Here is a 19,443-nt window from a genome sequence, read left to right as displayed (position 1 = left end):
ATGAAACCTAAAAAAATTATATACAGTGCAATTGTTGCATTCCTATTGAATGGTTGTAGTCTTGATTATCAGAACACGGCTACAATTACTCCTGATAATGTATGGTCGGATAAGGTCATGATCAACGCCTTTATGAGCGATATCTATGGACGGATGTCACCAGGATGGCCTATAGGAGCTAATGGTACCGATGAAGGGATGAATGGTCCAACGGATATGGTTAACTATTCCAGAGGAGTGATTTCAATTGAAGAACATGGACAGAAATGGAATTATGAGAATATCGATCGCATCAATTTTCTTTTGAAACAATTGGAGACAGTGACCGTATTGTCCGATTCAGAAAAACAAGTGTTGCGTGCACAAGCCCTCTTTTGGCGATCATGGGATTATTGGGGGAAAGTTTGGACAACAGGAGGAGTGCCCTTGATTTTAGATGTTCAAGATGTTAGCAATTTACCTTCTTTATTTGTCAATCGTAACACGACTTCTGAATGTGTTGCCCAAATATTAAAAGATCTCGATGAAGCTATTGCTGTGCTGCCTGATACATGGACAGGTGCGGACTTCGGGAAAATAGATAAGGGAACAGCCATGGCATTTAAAGGGCGTTTGCTGCTCCAATATGCGAGTCCGCTTTTTAATCCGAATAATGACCAGTCGCGATGGGACCACGCCTATACGGCTAATAAAGATGCCGTAGATTTTTTGAAGTCTGTAGGAAAAGGCTTATTTACAGGTAAATTTGAAGATATCTGGTATAATGAACGAAATAATGAAGTGGTTATGGTCAATCAGTTTTATTATCCAGATCATAGATTGGATCAGAAGAATATTCGTCCAGAACCATTGACAAAAGATATGGCAGATCAAAATCAAGCGATATTTCCATTATTGATGGCTTTTCCCAAGAAAGACGGTTCAAAGTTGGAATTGGATATCAATCGTTTGAAAAATGACCCAGCTTATAATGAGCAGTTCTTGACTGATTTTTACATTGGTCGCGATTCGCGTTTCTATGCTTCTATCTTCACTCCAGGCACCACTTATCCTGCAAGTGATGTGCTGAAAGATGGTGCTAAATATTGGAATACTTGGAAAAAAGTTGCCGATCCAGCCTCAGAGTCGGGTTTTAAGTATACCACGATGATATTTGAACAAATGGGAAAAGGAATTGGTGCCGGTAGCTCAGGTTATTTTCAACTCAAAGGTGTCGATAAGGCATTGACGATTCCAACAGTATATGATGCAGGAACAGATTGGATAGAAATCCGATTTACAGAAGTTCTGATGAATTATGGTGAATGTGCGAATGAGGTAGGAAAAAGTGCGGAAGCATTACAGGTATTATACGATGTTAGGAAACGAGCCGGAATTGAATCTGGAATGGGTAACTATGGGATTTTGGCTAGTACAAAATCAGCTATTCGTCAGGCTTATATGGATGAACGTTTTATTGAGTTTGCTTATGAAGGAAAGCGTTGGACAGATATACGACGATGGAAACGCTATGATATGCTCAATGCTTTGAAATACCGAGCAGGTTTGAACGCCGTGATCAAAGATGAAAATAACTTAACGAAATTTGATTGGAAAAAGGATATGTATGACGCTGATACACGTAAACTATTCCGATTGGAATATGTGGAGAATCTAGATGGTAACAAACAATATCAGTTCAATCTGGATCTGAATCATTGGTTCTATCCCGTACATCAAGAGGTGTTGGATCGTAACTCTAAAATAGAACAAAACAAAGAATGGGGTGGTACATTTGACCCTTTGCTTTAATATTAGATCCTAATTTAAATGTAGAATGGCCACTTATTTCTTAATAAGTGGCCATTTCTTTTAGTGCTAATGCCTATGATGAGTGCCGGTAATAATCGCTGAATTATCGGATAGTGCAAAATAACATTGTAAAATAGCAAATTATTGGTGGTTACCGAAGGAGTTTATGTTGAAGTTTACAGTTGAATCTTCTATAGGTAGATTTTAAGAACGAGCCCTATTATCGCTCCATATTTTAAACCTTTTTCAAAAACATCCATAAAGTAATTTATGAGGTCATTATCACTGAATATGAAAAGAATACAAATACTTTTGTTTTTTATTACGCTTCAATTTCCTTTATTGGCGAAAGTGAAGCCTGTAGTACATTTTAATTTCGGCAAGTCAGGAAATGTGACATTTGCAGTTGCTCCAGAATCCATAAAGTCAGATAAAGGGAGTTTCACGTTAAGTCGCATCGGAAGGCCGCTATTTTATGCCGATGCACCTGCTGAAAAAGCACGACAGGGTGATGGAGCGCTTTTGTTTGATGGAAAGGGCGATGGCTATCTCATGTCATCACCTATTGGAAAAGTGGAAGAGAACTTTGTGTTTGAAGTCTGGGTAAAGGCTAAGGAGGTAATCCCACAATCTGGGGAGACGAATCTTGTCGCTTTAAATGGAACATCAAAAGAAGGATATGGCTTTGCGCAACGGGGAAAGAGTTGGGTATTTATATCTGGAGGTAAAGGAACCTCAACAATAGGAAATGCAGTAAAAGGACAGTGGATTCATTTGGCGGCAACATTACGTAATGGTATTGGAGAGCTTTGGATGAATGGAAAAAAAACAGGTACTTTCAATGCAACAAAAACGATTGCATCCAATTTTTCAATTGGTATATCGAATGACCAGAAACAAGCTTTTCAGGGAGAAGTGTATGAAGTGAGGTGGAGTACATTTGATAAGCAGGAGTTTGATGAAGAATCTGATTTTTTAATCAATTATAACAAGAAAAAAGAACGAGATAAAAACAAAGATATTTCTAGACTGGCCCTAATTGAAAATATTCAAAAACCAGGACTCGGGAAGGTTCAAGTGACCACATTTGAGAATAAAACACAAGATGCAGATTGGTTGATTGTACCTGTGGAGGCATCTTGTCAGTTACAGGTTAAAGAAAGCACAGGTCATAAAATCGCTGAATTTCAGTTGAACAATGGATTGGTGTCGCGCTCATTTTATGTTTCAGATAATCTGGCTTGTGTGGGCTATAAAAATTTATCCAATCAGGCCGAATACATCAGAGCGGTTAAGCCAGAAGCGCGTGTGATGATCGATAGTGTTTGGTATGACGTGGGAGGACTAAAAGGGCAACCTGAGCAGTCCTATTTATTGGAAAGTTGGTTGCCCGAAATGGAAGCCGATGACCAAGCTTTTGAATTGGTATCGGTAGAGACAACTGCACCTTTGGAACGCTATCCTTGGCAGCAAAAATTCAATGCCGTATCAACAGATTGGCCAGCTAAAGGATTAAGACTTGTCCTAACATTTAGACCTACTGAACGAATGGATTTGGTTAAAAATGTGGAGGTAAAGGTCAATTATGAAATCTATCAAGGACTTCCAGTGATGACCAAGTGGGTGGAAGTTCTGAATACAAATGATAAATTGGTTCGACTTAATCAAATTGAAACAGAAGTTCTTGCAGTAAACCAAGATCAGGTCAATCGCATCCATGTAGAAAGTGACTTTTCATTTGCACTGGTTAATGCTAATCTAAAAGGTAGTGCATTGATGCATTATCAAGGTGATAAAATCGAACCTTACCAAGCGGGTGAATCAACTACGAAATGGACTGTCGATAAGGAATATCATACATGGGCGACTCATAATCAAGCAGAAGATAATTTTTTAAATTTCCCACATCGTAATCTTTTATTAAGCTACTTACCAATGGGCCCGGATGTGGATGTTTCGCGAACATCTCCATTCAAATCCTATATTACGTTTGAACTTTTGCAGGACGATGATGACCGTGAACGCAAAAGTTTAGCGCACCGTCGCATGTATAAAAAATTGGCTCCGCAAACGACAGAGTCATTGATTACTGGTGGTATTACTTCGCACGATGAGAAGACATTGAAAAATTTCATTGACCAGATGGGAGAGCTAGGGTTGGAACGGTTGGATATCCAGGCTTGGCCAGGAATCAGCCATGACAATCTAGAAGATAAATATGTGGCTTTATGGAAAAATATTGCTTCCTATGCCAAAGAAAAAGGTATTGTCATGGGTGGATATGAGCTTCAAGTAGCTTCAAGAGGAAGGGGAGCAGAAGTCGATTGTATTCATCCTGTAACAGGTAAGCCTGGAAGTGTCTTTGGACAAAGCGTGTGTATGGCAAGCTCGTGGAAGGATACCTATTTTAAGAATATGTGGGAATTTTATGATAAGACTGGGTTGATGACCTATAATATGGATGGGCCGTACCATGGCGATCCTTGTGCATCCACGGAGCATCCTCATCATCATGGATTATATGATTCACAATGGGAACAATGGAAAAGTCAAGTGCAAGTGATACATGAATTGCAACGTAGAAATATGTATGTGCCTATTCCGGATTGGTATTTTTTAAATGGACAATCAGCAACGGGAATGGGGTATCGGGAAGCAAGTGCTAATTTGACACCTGATCAGCAAATGTTGTTGGGTAGACAGTATATATATGATGGTACTTGGCATAAACTTCCTACAATGGGTTGGATAAGTTTACAGTTAGTAGGCTTTTATTCTAATGACCCTAAAATCGGATTAGAGCCATTGGCTCAAAATTTGGATCGTTATGAAGGTCAATTGAAGCAATTCTTAGCGAGTGGCAGCCAATTAACGATCCGTGGAAATCGTCTTTATGATACACCTGAAACGAAAGCAATGGTGGCGAAGAACATCAATTGGTTTAAAAAACACCGTGAAATATTGACTTCTGAAATCATTCATGTGAATCGTCCGAACGGTCGTGATCTAGACTGTATGTTGCATGTGAATCCTTTTATAAAAGAGAAAGGGATGGTCGTCTTTTTTAATCCAACAAATAGAAAAATTACAAAAGCGATGAAATTACCGCTTTATTATACTGGAATAAAAGGAAAAGCTAAATTTACGGGAGAGGATGGACAAGTTGTTATAAAACCTTTGGATGATAAGTCCGCGATTGAATTGACTGTCGAAATCCAACCTGGAGGTACTGTCTGGTACGCAATTGAAGATGTCATCTAAATTTGTAAAGGAACTGTGGATTCATAATTGAAAATAATAGGTAATTGAAACTTTTGGAAGTTTCTTGGACGAATAAATGAATTAATATTATAATGAAAATTAGGGAAATAGTAGCGATAATCAGTGTTTGTACAATGTCAATAACGACATATGGACAAGATTGGTTACCAGAAATAAGAGATGGTCAAGTGAAGATGCGACTGCTGGATTGTCAATACGATAAGGCAACCTTAAAAAAGAGTCAAATTATTGATTCCAATTCTGAAAACTGGGAGGTCAAAGAGCATGTCGAAAGCAAAAGGGAAGGTCAAGAGCTTGTTTATCACTTCACCTTTAAAGCTAAACGTGCCATGACTGATGTGGGTGTGGCGGTTGCTTTTGATGAATATAACTGGACTAGCGATAATTTTGTGATGATTCCAGCAGTAGTCTATAACGGGAATAGACAGCGGATCGTAAATCGGGAATATGCGACAGGATTGGATAAGTCAGACTATTTTAGAAAAGATTTGGCTTTAACTTCAAATCCAATTCCGCAATTATCTCCCGAGTTTGGTGCTAAATCACGTTTGGAAGTCAATATAAGTAATACTTCAACACCTTTGATTGCTTATCTGGATCGGAATAAACAAAAAGGTACTTTTTTATTTACAGATCAAGGTATTGAATGGAAAGGTGAAGTAAAAGACCATGCTTTGATTATTGAGGAATCTGCCGATCGGCAGGTTGCTAGTTTCGTCATCAGTGCACCGGGTGTACGGGAGAAAAAGCCTGAATTTATTGGTTTTAGTAAGAGTTCAGATCGAGGAGTAACAGTTTCTGTAGGCGATGAAATAACGATTCGTGTATCTCGTATTGACTTTAAGAGTAAGGATGTTGCAACATTGTACGAGCATTTTATGCGGGAGCGGAAAGTACATGTCTTGGAATCAAAACCTCGTAATCTAATGCCCATGAGTGCTGTGTTGCACAAAATGGAGCAGAATATCGATGAACGTTACCATGTTGGTGATGGAGTTGCTTTTTATTGTCCTGAAAATGCAGATTGGATGTCATATGGCTGGGTGGGAGGTCTAATGAACACTTATCCGATGTTAGCTCTTGGTGATGCAGAGCACTTGGCGAAAGTAAAGAACACCTTTGATTTTGCATTACCGCAAGGTAAAGGTAAAAGCGGTTATTATTATGATGTTTTAGGGGCAGATAGTCAGGTTATCTATCGTGATGGCGCTAAGCTGAATCCTGGGATTGGCTTGACGCGTAAGAATGCAGATGTCTTGTATTGGATGGTTAAACAATTTATGTTGCTTGAAAAACAAGGGAAGGCTGAAACGATATCTGATGAATGGAAGACAAATATTCGTCAATTGGCTGATGCGTTTGTTAAAACATGGCAGGAAGAGAAAACTTGGGGTAATTATTTTGATATAGAATCGGGTAAAGTGGCCGCTTATAATACCACGGGTGGGGCAATGGCAGTTGGTGGTTTAAGCTTAGCTTCGCAATATTTTGATGCTCCAGAATACCTAGAAGTCGCACGATATGCGGCTGCTGATTACTATGAGAATTTTGGATTAGTAGGGTTCACTTCGGGTGCATGTGGAGATATTCTTCAAAATGCGGATTCGGAAACAGCTATTGCATTGACAACTTCATTGATGACATTATACGAAGTAACTGGGGAAGAAAAGTATCTACAACAAACAAAACAGTTGGCTAATTATACAGCTTCATGGACGGTTTCATTTCCATATCAGTTACCCGAAAATACACCTTTAGCAAAGCTTGGAGCTAATCTTACAGGTGCCGTTTGGGCAAGTACGCAAAACAAACACGGTGCTCCAGGATTTTGTACACAATCTGGAGATGTGCTCTTTAAGCTTTTTCGGAAGACAGAGGATTCTTTATACGCAGATCTGATACGTGATGTCATCCATGCTCATGCCGAAGGTGTTCAGCCAAATGGCAAGATCACCGAACGTTTGACGTACTGTGATGCAGATAGTCGCGGTTTCTCGTGGTGATGGTGGTAAAACGGGCTGGAATGAAACAAACGGTGCTCTTATGGCATTGGAGATTCCGGGAGTCTACATACGTAAGGATCTAGGTACTGTATATACTTTTGACCATGTTGAGGTTCAAGATATTCGTAAAACAAAATCTGGCATGACCATGGTTATTCACAATCCAACGGCATTTGATGCGACAGTAACGCTCTTAGCAGAAGATAAGCAACAGGCTTCTCAACCTTTGGGAGAGAATGCATTTTTAGATTGGAAGCAAAAAGTGACAGTTAAAGCGGGGAAATCTGCAACGGTAAAAATTTAATGAAATCAATTTATAAGAAAATAATGATGTACGATAAGAAGAGTTTTTTTAAGTGTTGTGGAGTGCTGCTCATGCTCATGGCAACAGGGGTAAAGTTGCAAGCGCAAACGGTGTTGCAAACAGACTATTTTAAAATTGCTATTGATGGACGGGGCTATATAACAAGTATGCTCAACATCACCAAACTACCTCATCGAGAATTTAGTCCAGCCGATAAGCCATCTCCTTTGATGACGATCTATAATGCAAAAAAGAGAATATATTCTTATCCTGAAAAAGCGTCTTATTCAAAAAGCGAAAAGATTATTACGCTTACCTATTCAAATGGCTCATCTGCTCGAATCCGCATCGATCCACATGCCAAATACCTCAAGATGAAGTTACTTTCATTGACCAACTCACAGGATATTGAGGCGATACAGTGGGGATCATACCATACCAATATTACAAATTTGATGGGTGAAATCATAGGCGTCAGTCGGGATACTACTGCTGCGGTCAATTATGCAATAGGTATGCTGGCCTTAAATGATAACACCATAGGCGGAACTGCAGATGTACAAGGTGATGCTGCACCATTTCAATATATCATACATTCGCCAGATACAAAGCGATTTCCTTTGCCAACTCATTTGCACGAAGGGGAAGTTTTTACCCTTGGAGGGGATGGTGTTAATGATGTTGCATTTTATGGTCATAAAGAACCCTACTATCGAATTCTGTATGGAAATGCTGCCGAAGTGGATAAAAATGGAAGAATTTCGATTACTTATCAATCCAGAGATAGACGCAGTGAACGCGAAGTCTATTTCTCCTTGATTCCGAATATGGCTATTAATAAGCCCAATCATTTACAGGTACAACCTTTACCTGGTGTAGATTATATCGGGTCATCCATTGCATTCTGGGGAAGTCCAGATAGCACAGCATTGCTTGATGTGGTCCAAAATATCGTAAAGGAAGAAGGCTTACCGTACCCAACAGTAAATGGTAAATGGATAAAAGACCCTGCGGCTTATGTACCTGATATTTTGACTGAAGGTGGTCAATATGATCATATGATCGAATACACAAGACGGTTGGGTTTCAAAGCAATCAGCCTGTATGATCAAGGATTTGTTAGACCGGATCGTGGTAATCAAGGATATTTAGATGGCCGTAACTTCGAAAAAAAGCCCCTGAAATTAGCGAGCGGAAACCTCTCTCATAAGGAATATGCTGATTTGGCTAAAAAACACAATATTGTGATTGGGAGAACGCCTATTACAAATGCGCTAGCACCAGGTACATTGGACGCTAGTCCCGTTCCAAGTGATAGTTTGTGGTATCAGCAGAAACGTTTATTGGCAAAAGAAATCAGTGCGACAGATACCATGATTTATGTCAATGATCCAACTCATCTGGAGGAGATAGGAAGTTGGGAAGGGCATTCGAAAAGTTTGAATATGATCAAAATAGGTAAGGAGCTCATTCATTATCTGGGTGTATCTGATCAAGCTCCATTTCGATTGCTCAATGTGAAGAGAGGTTATTGGGATACTAAAGCTTCTGCACATAAAGCATTGGATACTTTATATAAACTTCAAGTGACCATCAATTATGGGTATGATGGATTGATACCGAATATGCAACTACAGGATAAGATAGCCGAGTATTATGCCGATTTAGCCTATATTAATGGGTTAGGCTATTATGATTTTGATGGACAAGAGTTTTTGTTCAATAACGGTCATGGCTATTATTCGACGAAACGTTTTTTTCGTAAAATGTTTGAAAGAGCAAAAGAACACGGGATAGCAGATATCCGGTTTACGGGTGCAACACTTTCTGAAGGTTCTTGGCATTATCAAAGTATTTGGAATGTAGGAGGAGGTAAAAACTTATACGATGCCGAGGCGCGAGAGTGGGGGAGTACAACGAGTCAAGGTAAAGATCTAAGGGATGTGTCTTATGCTAATTATTTTCCTGTGGGAATGGGAGGGAATTTCCCAATTACCGAAAAATCTACTGTTGAAGAGTATGAGCATATTCAAGCGATGTCTGTTGGTAAAGGTTCTACATATAGTCTCAAGCTAAATCAGAAAAGTGTAGAAAGCTGTCCGCAAAAAGATCAGATATTCAGTACAATACGTACTTGGGAAAATGCGCGTGCAGCTAATGCATTTCCAAAATGGGTTAAAGAGCACCTGGTCGATCCAACACAGAGTTTTAGGTTAGAAGAATTGGATGCCAACAATTGGAACTTATATCGTATCCGTACCGATGGCTCAGGTAAACAATTATTAGCGAAATTAACTAGAGCTAAAGGATATTAGGCTATTTGAATTTTTAAATATCAGATCTATTGAAAAATACATGCTTTTTGGTGCTGGTGTTATTCGGGTTGAATAGCATGGCACAAACAGTTAAAAAAGGGAAAGAGTATCATGTCGCACAGCATGGAGATGACGCAAACAATGGTAGTCGTGTTAAACCTTTTAAAACGATCATGGCGGCTGCTCAAAAAGCAATGCCAAGCGATATTATTACAATACATCAAGGTGTTTATCGCGAACAAATAACTCCGCCACGTGGTGGGAAATCTGATCGTGAACGTATTGTATATCGAGCTGCATCGGGAGAAAAAGTTGTTATTAAAGGTTCTGAAATTATTCAGGATTGGAAACGAGTGGGCGATGATACCTGGGAAGCAAAAGTATCTAATAAAATTTTCGGTAAGTTCAATCCCTTCCAGGATGAAATAAAGGGTGATTGGTTTTGGCCAACACCCAAAGAGCGAAAATACCATACGGGTGCTATTTACCTAAATGGGCATTGGCTGATGGAAGCTGCTGAAAAGAACGAAGTATTAGCGGTTACTCAGGATGGAAATCCATTGTGGTGGGCTGAAGTGGACGCATTAACGACTACCATTTGGGCTCAATTTAAAGGTGTCGATCCAAACAAAGAAATGGTTGAAATGAATGTGCGCCAGACACTTTTTTATCCAGATAAACCTTTTGTGAATTATATTACTGTAAGTGGATTGGTCATGGAACATGCAGCGACCAATTGGGCTCCACCAACTGCGGAACAGATCGGACTGATCGGAACGCATTGGAGCAAAGGTTGGATTATCGAAAATAACGATATACGCTATTCAAAATGTGTGGGTGTTACTTTGGGTAAGTACGGTGATGAATACGATAATAATATGACTGAATCTGCTGAAGGGTATGTGGGCACAATAAAGAGGGCATTAAATTATGGGTGGAATAAGGATACCATCGGTGTACATTTGGTACGAAATAATACGATAGCACATTGCGAACAAGCTGGAATTGTGGGGAGTATGGGCTGTTCGTACAGCAGGGTAGAACATAATGTGATTCATGATATTCATATCAAGCGTTTGTTTACAGGCGCCGAAATGGCAGGAATCAAGTTTCATGGTGCTATTGATACCAGAATTGCTGGAAATAGAATCTATAGAGCAGAAAAAGCAATATGGTTGGATTGGATGGCTCAAGGAGCTCAGGTTGTGAATAATCTATTATATGAAAATGATCTTGATATTTTTTTAGAGGTAACACATGGACCTATGCTTTTAGCAAATAATATTATGCTTTCGAAGAAAAGTCTATTGATGAATGCACAAGGAGCGGCTTTTGTCCATAATTTATTTGCTGGGGATGCCGATGTAATCAATTATGATAGCCGGCTTACACCTTATCATAATGCACATGTTACAGGAATTGAAGCATTGAAAGATAACCCAGGAGGAGACGTACAATTTGTCAATAATTTATTTGTAAAAGGTGCAAATATCAGCCAATATAGTCGTGCTTTTTTACCCGTTTTATTGGAAGGGAATGTTTATACAAACGGAGCTGTTGGTGTATCACCTGCCCTAAAATCAGAGAAGCTAGGAGAAATGACAGCTGCGGGTAAAGATCAGATGAAAAATTATCGATTGGCAGATGCTATTGAAAAAAACGCAGTTGTAGATACAGCTTTTATCGTAGGAGCACAGTTAAGGAGTCAATCTAATGCGATTTTTCTAGATATGAACTATGATACCAGATGGCTTAGTATAAACCGTGAACTAGTGACATCAAAAACTTTAAATAATGCAGTCATTCCTAATCTGCCATTTGAAAATCCCGATGGATCAGTACTTCGGATTGATGAGGACTATGATGGGAAAAAACGCAACTTGAAAAATCCAGCTCCAGGACCTTTTGAAATTAATAAAAAAGGAAAGACATCATATAAAGTCTGGTAGTTCATCTTAAAATACCCTATAACATGGCCTATTCATTTCGTTCTTGAGATGGATAGGCCTTGTTTTTTTGATTCAATTATTGGAATAAAGTGTGGCTATTGTAAAATGCCACTAGGGATAATCCTAAGACTGTCGTCTTACAAGCATTGATATGTCTGTTTGTGATATTTTTTATTCCATCATTGAAAAGCTATTCCTGCAAAAATGATCATTTAATTTATATCTTCATATCACAAACCAAATGAATAAAACACCAAAATAACAGATGATGAAAAGAGTTTTTCTTGGGTTGCTATTTGCTGCAATGGCAATTCCTACCATGGCTCAGAAGGGCTATGTCCCGACTACAGAAAATTTGAAAAACCGTGAAATATTCCAGGATAATAAGTTTGGAGTTTTCATACACTGGGGTACCTATAGTATGTTAGCAGATGGCGAGTGGGCTATGTTGCAAAAAAATATCCATTTCGATGAATACAGTAAACTAGCTCGGGGTTTTGATCCTTCTCAGTTTAATGCCGAAAAATGGGTTTCAGATTTGAAAGCAGGGGGTGCAAAGTATATTTGTATTACCTCGCGCCATCATGATGGATTCTCCATGTTTGATACTAAATACTCGGACTACAACATTGTAAAAGGCACTCCTTTCAAACGAGATGTTTTAAAAGAATTGGCAGATGCCTGTCACAAACATGGGATGAAATTGCATTTTTATTACTCATTACTTGACTGGGGAAGAACTGACTATAATGCAGATGGTAAACTTGCTTCTAAGTCTTATGGTAACGATTATAAAACGTACCATCAATTTATGCTCAATCAGCTGAAAGAGCTCTTGACTAATTATGGCGATATTGGAGCCATTTGGTTTGATGGTGCATGGGATAAAGGAAAGACTTTCGATTGGAAATTTGATGAAATTTATACTTTGATTCATTCCATTCAACCAGGATGTTTGGTCATTAATAATCACCACTGGGCAGCCTTGGATGGTGAAGATGCCCAAGCGTTTGAACGTGACCTGCCTGGTCAAAACTCAGCAGGCTATTCGCACGGTGTAGAGATTTCGCAGTTACCATTGGAGACTTGCGAGACCATGAATACATCATGGGGGTATAAAATAACGGATAATAACTATAAATCAGATAAAACGTTGATTCAGTATTTAATAAAGGCTGCGGGTAATAATGCAAACTTGTTAATGAACGTTGGACCAAGGCCAGATGGTACCTTACCTGATATGGCTGTTGCAAGATTTGGTGCAATGGGAAATTGGTTGAAGCAATACGGCGAAACGATATATGGTACAAGAGGTGGTCTTGTGGGGCAGCACAAATGGGGTGTGACAACACAAAAAGAAAATAAAATGTTTGTACACATCTTAGATTTACAAGATAAAGCACTTTTTCTTCCTTTAACGGACAAAAAAGTGAAATCGGCCAAGGTGTTTATTGATAAAAAACAAATTGAATTTGTGCAACGGAGGGAAGGAGTTTTACTTTTATTAGATAAAATACCAGACGAAACGGATTATGTAGTAGAATTGAATTTTTAGCTCGCTATGTAATCGCTGATTGAAATGACTATGCCAACGATTTGCCCATCACACTTTCTTGTATTCAAGAAAGTGTGATGGGCATTTTTTTTGGGATAATCCTACATGTGATTAGAAAAAGGTTAATATCACGTCAGTATGGGTTAACTTACAGGAGGTTCTTATTATATGTTTTGCTGAGATTTATAGGTCTGAATGCATAGAGGAATATAAAAAATCAACATGACGTAACAAGGGTTAGACTCATCTAAATCGTCTAACCTTATGATAACTGTCGAACTGAACCTAATACTATTAGGATGTACCATCTTAAAAATTTCATCTTTTATGCTTTTTAAACTTTCATATAGCGAGGGGGTATTTGATTTCTTTTGCTAAAGATTTGAAGAGTAAATTTTGTGTTATGAAATATTGGATTGAAAAAAACACAGCTAATGAAGGTTTGTAACGGTTTGTAAATTAATAGGATAGTCCGAAGCGATAAAAAGAATGATAGTTGAAATCAATAACGGGGAAATAAGAATGGGAATATTGAGTAATAGGGGGCACGAGAAGAGTGGAAAATAGCATAATGAGAAAGAAGATTATATTTTTTGCAGGTGTTTTGTTCTGTAACACACTTGTGTTTGGACAAATAAAAACGAATCAATTTGAGAGAGAAAAGATTCTTGTTGATAAGGACTGGTTAGTTGGTACCGATCAGGCTAAGGCAGGATTGTTCAAGACTAAAGAAGGTTATTTGGTCTTTTCCAATGGTTTGGTAAGCCGTACGTTTACTACGGAACATAATGTGGCAACCATTGGGTTGGATGAGATGCGTACCAATACGTCATTTCTACGTTCTGTTCGCCCTGAAGCAAGTGTTACGATCGATGGTTTTCAACTTGATGTAGGTGGATTGGATGGACAGCAGGTGCATAACTATTTGTTGAAAGAATGGATTCCTAATATGAAGGCTAATCCTACCGCATTTAAAATGGTCGATTATCGCTTGGAAGAAACGAAAGAACGTTTTTCATGGATGAAAAGACAGTCTTGGATGCCAAAGGATATGCCTTGGCCACCTCCAGGTAAAGAGTTGATTTTTACTTATAAACTGGATGAACAAGCAATACAAGCAATTGCAGGTCGTAGTCAACAGGATGTCAATAGACAAGTATTGGTCAACGATGATTTTAAGAAACTTACGGCAGATTGGACGCTGAAACAGTCTAAGGCTCATGCGCGCAATTCATTTATTAATGAAGGTAAGGTAGGAGAAATTATGGCTTTGTCAAATAGTGCTGTTTTCGCAGAACGGAATTGGCCGAAGGATGCAAAGGTCGTTATTGTAAAAATTAACAAAGGTACTGATAAATCAAATGATTGGGGACCTGGAGTAGGTCTTGTACTTAAAGACCGTGTCGTGAAGTTGAACGTCAGGTCTTCTGAAGGAAAAGTGGGTTTCTACGACGGGAAGAAACTGCAGAGCGGTTTAGCTATAGGTGATGCAAGTGAGGTGTGGTTACGATTGGAGCGTAAAGATAAGACCATCGAAGCTACGGCATCGTTAGATGGACTGGATTGGAAAAAAGTAGGAACTTCTACCCTATTTGGTAACGAGCTACCAGCGCTTGTTCGTGTAGGTAAAATGGATAGTAAAGGCGGGGAAACCGATGCGGTTACATTGGGTGAAGAAGGTCGATCTAGAATAGAAGGCTTTCAGCTATATGGAGATTTCCCTTCGCAGTTTGCCGGTGATCTGGTTACTAAATTGGCTTACTTAAAAAATGTCGAAGTAGATGTGCATTATGAATTATATGATAATCAACCTGTATTCAGCAAATGGATAACCGTCCATAATAAATCGGGTAAAAACATCGTGGTCAATGCTTTTAAAAGTGAGCAATTGGCAGTCTTTGAACCCGAAAGTTCAGTCGACCAACGCGAGCGATGGTTGCTGCCTAATATTACCGTTGAAACAGATTACAATTTTGGAGGAATGAGTGAAGAGTATATTTACTCTTCCAGTGTTGCTTGGAAAAAAGACTCCTTGTATACCACTCAAGTACATTACGATAGAGAAACTTTATGTTTACTTGAAGTAGCTCCGAAAATAGGCCCTCAACAGGAAGTATCCTCCGGACAAAGTTTTAATAGTTTTCGTGTTTGGGAACTGATTAATGATAGTTGGGACAGGGAAAGAAAAAGTTTAGGTTACCGTCGGATGATGCGTTCTATTGCTCCATGGGCAACTGAAAATCCGATTTTGATGCATGTACGCAGCTCGGATAACGAATCGGTAAAAAAGGCAATCGATCAGTCTGCTGAAGTAGGATTTGAGATGGTGATCATGACCTTCTGGAGTGGGTTTGAAGCAGAAGATGATTCACCTGAAAATATTGCTCGGATGAAAGAGCTTGCCGATTATGCGCATAGTAAAAATATCGAATTGGGAGGTTACTCTTTACTAGCTAGCCGACATATCGATGCTAAGAATGATGTGGTACTGCCAGAAGGTAAGCGCCCTCGTTTTGGCAGTTCACCTTGTGTGGAAAGTGAATGGGGACAAGCATATTTTAAAAAATTATACAATTTATACGATAAGACGGGCTTAGGTATTTTTGAACATGATGGTTCTTATCCCGGAGATTTATGTTATGCAACGGATCATCCAGGACATAAAGATGAGCATGATTCGCAATGGAATCAATTTAAGCGTGTTACTGATTTTTATAAATGGTGTAGATCGAAAGGAATTTATCTGAATATACCCGATATGTATTTCCTTAATGGTGGAAATAAAGTTGGAATGGGATATCGTGAAGCCAATTGGTCACTCCCAAGAGCGCAGCAAGAAATTATTGAGCGTCAGAATATTTTTGATGGCACCTGGTTGAAATCACCTTCAATGGGCTGGATGTTTGTGCCTTTGGTAGAATATCAAGGTGGCGGTAAGGAAGCCACAATAGAACCGCTAAAAGATCACTTACCACATTATGAACAGCGCATGGCCAATTTATTTGGCGCAGGAGTGCAAGCATGCTACCGTGGCCCTCAGCTTTATGATACACCAGAAACGAAGGAAGTTGTGAAGAAATGGGTTAACTTCTACAAGAAGCATCGTGAAGTATTGGATAGTGATATCATTCACTTAAGACGTCCTGATGGACGCGATTATGATGCTATTTTGCACGTAAATCCTACTGGATTGGAAAAAGGTTTATTGATGGTGTATAATCCATTAGATGAGCCGATTAAAAGAAAAATAAAAGTAGATTTGTATTATACAGGATTGACAGATGCTGTGCGTGTATCAGAGCTGGATGGTACGGAAAAGTCCATGACTATGAACAGAAATTATGAAGTTGAATTTGAAGTTAGTATTCCCGCAAGGAGCCAAACTTGGTATGTAATTAAATAAAATCAATATGTTATTATTGGGAATAGACCTAGGTACATCTTCTATTAAGGTGTCTGTAATCGACGCGACAACGAATAAAAAACTAATCTCCTGCCAATTTCCCGAAACGGAAGCAGAAATTATATCCCTTCATGCTGGATGGGCAGAGCAAGATCCGGAGATCTGGTGGAAAAATACCCAATTAGCCATAAAAAAGGCCAATGCATCAGGTCTGTATAATCCTTTCGATATAAAGGCTATCGGTATTGCTTATCAGATGCATGGGCTTGTGGTAGTCGATGAAAATCAAAATGCTTTGCGAAATGCGATTATCTGGTGTGATAGTCGTGCAGTAACTATCGGACAGCAAGCTTTTTCAGCACTGGAAGATAAGGGGTTTTTGGGTAGTCATCTGAATTCGCCAGGTAATTTTACGGCTTCAAAACTGGCGTGGGTTAAACAACATGAACCGGAGGTTTATGAAAAGATCCATAAGTTCATGTTGCCTGGAGATTACATAAGTATGCGTTTAACAGGTGAAATAAATACCAATGTGAGTTCAATTTCAGAGGGTATACTCTGGGATTTTGAACAGCAACATATTTCGGATACCTTATTGAATTTTTATAATATTGATCGTGCACTGGTACCCGAGGTGCAACCGGTATTCTCGGACTATGGGTCGTTACGGTCGACAATAGCTGCAGAACTTGGTTTATCCGAGCAAGCTATTGTCTGTTATAAATCAGGAGATCAACCGAATAATGCACTGTCCTTAAATGTTTTTGACCCAGGAGAAGTTGCTGCTACAGCAGGTACATCTGGGGTAATATATGCCGTTACCGATCAGCGGGTACATGATCCGCAATCTAGAGTCAATACTTTTGCACATGTTAATTATGCGTCGGATGTGGAACGCCTAGGTGTGCTTTTGTGTATAAATGGAACAGGCATACAAAACAGCTGGATCAGTCAGATGACTGGTAATAAGAATGATTATGAAAGCATGAATGCGCTAGCCTCAACTATTCCTATTGGAGCGGATGGGATTAGTATGTTGCCGTTTGGCAATGGTGCAGAGCGGATGCTGAAGAATAAAACAGTAGGCGCTCATATTCAAAATTTGGATTTTCTGAGACATGGTGTAGCCCACCTTTGGCGTGCATCACAAGAAGGGATTGCATTTGCTTTCAGGTATGGCCTGGACCTATTAAGAGCTAATGGTATCGCGCCACAAATTATCAAAGCTGGACATGCGAATATGTTTTTGAGTCCTGTTTTTCAAGAAGCATTTGCAGGTGTAACTGCTACCCCAGTGGAACTTTATGAAAACGATGGAAGTGTAGGAGCGGCTCTCGGGGCAGGCTTAGGAATCGGTGTATTTGCCGATAGGACTGAAGCCTTTAAAGGATTACGAAAATACAAGACTATCATGCCTCAACATATCGTTCAATATGAAGAAGCATATGAAAAGTGGAAAAAAATATTAGAAGATAAACTTTAACATAAACCTTAAATTAAGATAGCATGAAAATTTTAACAGGAGATCACGTTTACTTTAAAGAAGTAGAACAAGTAAAATTCGAAGGTGTAAATTCGGACAATCCTTTGGCTTTTCGCTGGTATGACCCGACGCGAGTGGTAGCTGGAAGAACCATGGCAGAGCATTTTAAATTTGCCTGTGCATATTGGCATTCTTTTAACGGAGATGGAGCTGACCCTTTTGGAGGTCGTACTCATTTCTTCCCTTGGGATAAAAAGGCAACAATTATGGAACGGGCTAAGGATAAAATGGATGCTGCTTTTGAGTTCATGACAAAAATGCAACTTCCTTATTATTGTTTTCACGACGTCGATTTAGTGGATTATACGGATGATATCCATCAAAACGAAAAACATTTGGGAGAGATTGTTGCTTATGCAAAAGAAAAGCAAGAAAAAAGTGGTGTGAAATTGCTTTGGGGAACAGCGAATCTATTCAGTCACCACCGCTATATGAATGGTGCATCGACCAATCCAGATTTTCATGTCCTAGCACATGGAGGTGCTCAGGTGAAAGCTGCGTTGGATGCTACAATTGCATTGGGAGGTGAAAATTATGTGTTCTGGGGTGGTCGCGAAGGGTACATGTCTTTGTTGAACACCAACATGAAAAGAGAACGGGAACATTTAGCACAATTTTTACATATGTCCAAGGACTACGCGCGAAAGAATGGTTTTAAAGGAACATTCTTCATCGAGCCAAAGCCATGCGAACCAACAAAGCACCAATATGATTACGATGCTGCGACAGTGATTGGCTTTCTTCGCGAATTTGATCTGATGGATGATTTTAAACTGAATCTAGAAGTCAACCATGCAACGCTTGCTGGTCATACTTTCCAACATGAGCTGCAGGTTGCTGTTGATGCTGGTTTATTGGGTTCTATTGATGCCAATCGTGGTGATCATCAAAATGGCTGGGACACCGATCAGTTTCCAACAGATCTTTCTGAGTTGACAGAATCACTTATGATCATACTAGAAGGTGGTGGATTGCAAGGTGGTGGTGTAAATTTTGATGCTAAAATCAGACGTAATTCAACAGACCCATTAGACCTATTCTATGCGCATATTGGTGGAATGGATAATTTTGCACGCGCATTGATATCTGCTGATAATTTACTGCAAAACTCTCCGTATAGAGAACTACGAAGAGAACGCTATAGCAGTTTTGATAAAGGAGCAGGTGCTGAATTTGAGCTAGGTAAATTGACACTAGAGGACCTTCGTACATATGCTATAAATGAAGGAGAACCAAAATTAATAAGTGGACAACAGGAATTTATGGAAAATTTGGTCAACCGTTATATCTAAAAATAA

The 19,443-nt window shown here is 39.2% G+C and carries 10 protein-coding genes; all 10 read left to right on the top strand.

Annotated features, from left to right (window positions below):
- Entirely contained in the window at window positions 1–1,791 is a 1,791-nt protein-coding gene (locus tag ACFX5U_RS15950; RefSeq protein WP_400261398.1) for a RagB/SusD family nutrient uptake outer membrane protein, read from the top strand.
- A gap of 291 nt (window positions 1,792–2,082) precedes the next feature.
- Window positions 2,083–5,052 (top strand): LamG-like jellyroll fold domain-containing protein, encoded by a 2,970-nt coding sequence (locus ACFX5U_RS15945; RefSeq protein WP_400261397.1) that lies wholly within the window; start codon window positions 2,083–2,085, stop codon window positions 5,050–5,052.
- 134 nt (window positions 5,053–5,186) lie between these two features.
- Complete coding sequence (locus ACFX5U_RS15940; protein WP_400261396.1) at window positions 5,187–7,076, top strand: hypothetical protein; 1,890 nt, start codon at window positions 5,187–5,189, stop codon at window positions 7,074–7,076.
- Window positions 7,048–7,380, top strand: coding sequence for a hypothetical protein (locus tag ACFX5U_RS15935; RefSeq protein WP_400261395.1), 333 nt, complete (start codon window positions 7,048–7,050; stop codon window positions 7,378–7,380). The genes ACFX5U_RS15940 and ACFX5U_RS15935 overlap by 29 nt, the downstream gene beginning before the upstream one ends.
- Window positions 7,380–9,695, top strand: a complete 2,316-nt coding sequence (locus ACFX5U_RS15930; RefSeq protein ID WP_400261394.1) for a hypothetical protein — start codon at window positions 7,380–7,382, stop codon at window positions 9,693–9,695. The genes ACFX5U_RS15935 and ACFX5U_RS15930 overlap by 1 nt, the downstream gene beginning before the upstream one ends.
- A gap of 77 nt (window positions 9,696–9,772) precedes the next feature.
- Window positions 9,773–11,644, top strand: coding sequence for a right-handed parallel beta-helix repeat-containing protein (locus ACFX5U_RS15925; RefSeq protein ID WP_400261393.1), 1,872 nt, complete (start codon window positions 9,773–9,775; stop codon window positions 11,642–11,644).
- Between the two features lie 265 nt (window positions 11,645–11,909).
- Window positions 11,910–13,199 (top strand): alpha-L-fucosidase, encoded by a 1,290-nt coding sequence (locus ACFX5U_RS15920; RefSeq protein WP_400261392.1) that lies wholly within the window; start codon window positions 11,910–11,912, stop codon window positions 13,197–13,199.
- Window positions 13,200–13,770: 571 nt separating this feature from the next.
- Window positions 13,771–16,602: a hypothetical protein gene (locus ACFX5U_RS15915; RefSeq protein WP_400261391.1), complete on the top strand. Its 2,832-nt coding sequence runs from the start codon at window positions 13,771–13,773 to the stop codon at window positions 16,600–16,602.
- Window positions 16,603–16,609: 7 nt separating this feature from the next.
- Window positions 16,610–18,085 (top strand): xylulokinase, encoded by a 1,476-nt coding sequence (locus tag ACFX5U_RS15910; RefSeq protein ID WP_400261390.1) that lies wholly within the window; start codon window positions 16,610–16,612, stop codon window positions 18,083–18,085.
- Between the two features lie 23 nt (window positions 18,086–18,108).
- Window positions 18,109–19,437, top strand: a complete 1,329-nt coding sequence (xylA, locus tag ACFX5U_RS15905) for a xylose isomerase (protein ID WP_280566016.1) — start codon at window positions 18,109–18,111, stop codon at window positions 19,435–19,437.
- Window positions 19,438–19,443: the final 6 nt, after the last annotated feature.

This window comes from Sphingobacterium sp. SG20118 (assembly GCF_044740685.1).
Lineage (GTDB): Bacteria > Bacteroidota > Bacteroidia > Sphingobacteriales > Sphingobacteriaceae > Sphingobacterium.
This window is presented reverse-complemented; position numbering and strand designations above follow the sequence as displayed.